The sequence below is a fragment of the Endozoicomonas sp. ONNA2 genome (genome assembly GCF_024606365.1).
Lineage (GTDB): Bacteria > Pseudomonadota > Gammaproteobacteria > Pseudomonadales > Endozoicomonadaceae > Endozoicomonas.
The window spans coordinates 1-1,619 of sequence record NZ_JAHHPO010000132.1; the positions used below are offsets into that span (position 1 = coordinate 1).

Genomic DNA, 1,619 nt, shown 5'->3' on the forward strand with positions numbered 1-1,619 from the left:
CATAACAATAATTGGTGGCTTCAATAAATCCTGCAATACTGCCGCAATCAAACCGTTTACCCTTGAACTTATAAGCCAGCACACAACCCCGTTGGGCCTGGGCCATCAGGGCGTCGGTAATCTGGATCTCGCCGCCCTTGCCCGGCTCGGTATCGCGAATCAGGTCAAAGATATCCGGCGTAAGAATATAGCGGCCAATAATGGCAAGATTACTGGGCGCGTCTTCCTTCGCCGGTTTCTCCACTATATTTTCACCACAGAGGCGCAGAGGACTCAGAGAAAAGATTTTATTTTAGGGAAAAAACTCTGTGGCCTCTGTGCCTTTTATGCCCTTCGGGTACTGTGGTAAACAAAAAACACTAAGCCGTAGCCAACTTCCTATGCTCCAGGCTATCAACCACTTTTACATAAGCATCAATCACCAGCGTTTTGCAGTAGTTTCTGGTGACATGCTCCAGCCCTTTCTGCCCCATCTCCCGTCGGGTCTGCTCAGGCAGGTTGATCATGGCCATCATAGCGTCGTAAAGCGAAACCGGGTCTTTTGCCTGGCAGAGAATACCGTTCTCATAATGAGTCACCACACTGCGACAACCCGGTACATCGGTAGCGATCACTGGCAGGGCCATGGCGCAGGCTTCCAGCAGGGAACGGGGCAACCCTTCACGATAGGATGGCAACACCACACAGTCTGCCCGGGCCAGAATCTCCTCAATGGTATCGGACGATCCAAGCCACTCAATACCGTACTGTTCCTCCCAGCTTTTCAGCTCCTCACGCGTAATAGCAGTTTTGTTTTTGGCATCGGCAAAGCCGACCAGTTTGAGCTCTGCCGATACACCTTTCTGCTTTAACATGGCAAAGGCTTCAACCAGCTCCCGCAAACCCTTATCACCAAGCATGCGACCCACATAGAGAAAACGAAACCGATCCGGTGCCGGAGGTAACTCCACCGGTTTAAACCGTTTAAGGTCAACACCGGAGCCGGGCAATAATGTCAGCTTGTCGGCTTTAACCAGCTTATGTGTCACCAGTAGCTCCTGGTCTTCACTGTTCTGGCAAAATACCTGGTAGGCAAATGGCTGGCTGATTTTATAGAGCCCACGAACAATCCGGCCAACCAGACCTGTATGAATAAAGGCAGTACCCAGGCCAGAAATATTATTGGCCACCGGTATACCCAACGCTCTTGCGGCCAGAGTTCCGTATATATTGTTTTTAATAGTGAACTGAAACACCACAAGGGGTTTGCACTGGCGATAAATCTTAAACAGGTCCCAGGCAGTTTTCAGGTCTTTCACCGGGTGATTACCGGCGTTATCCATATCCAGAGGAATAAACGTAACGCCCAATTCATCAGCCAGGCGCTGACTGTAATCATCCAGCGGGGCGACGCAGAAAATACGATAGCCACGGCGTTTGAATTCCAGAATGGTGTTTCTGCGAAAGTTATAAAGATACCAGGAGGTATTGGCAGAAAAGCAGATATTTTTCATTGAACAAAAAAGGTGACTCAAAAGGTTATCGAAGGCTTTAAAGCGGGTCAGCACAGACATTAGCAAATACCCCTAGTACTTCGTTTTTTCCCACCTGCAAGCTTGCCATCCAGTCTATCCTGATAC

At 49.3% G+C, this 1,619-nt stretch carries 1 protein-coding gene and 1 pseudogene; both read right to left on the bottom strand.

What is annotated here, in order from left to right; all coding sequences use genetic code 11:
* Positions 1-250, bottom strand: a pseudogene (locus tag KDK14_RS02490) (sugar phosphate nucleotidyltransferase); the annotation flags it as partial.
* A gap of 109 nt (positions 251-359) precedes the next feature.
* On the bottom strand, positions 360-1,553 hold the full coding sequence (locus tag KDK14_RS02495; RefSeq protein ID WP_257263443.1) for a glycosyltransferase family 4 protein: 1,194 nt from the start codon (positions 1,551-1,553) through the stop codon (positions 360-362).
* Positions 1,554-1,619: the final 66 nt, after the last annotated feature.

Excerpts from the sequence above, each read along its gene's own strand:
- KDK14_RS02495 (WP_257263443.1), bottom strand. The coding sequence starts at position 1,553 with ATGTCTGTGCTGACCCGCTTTAAAGCCTTCGATAACCTTTTGAGTCAC.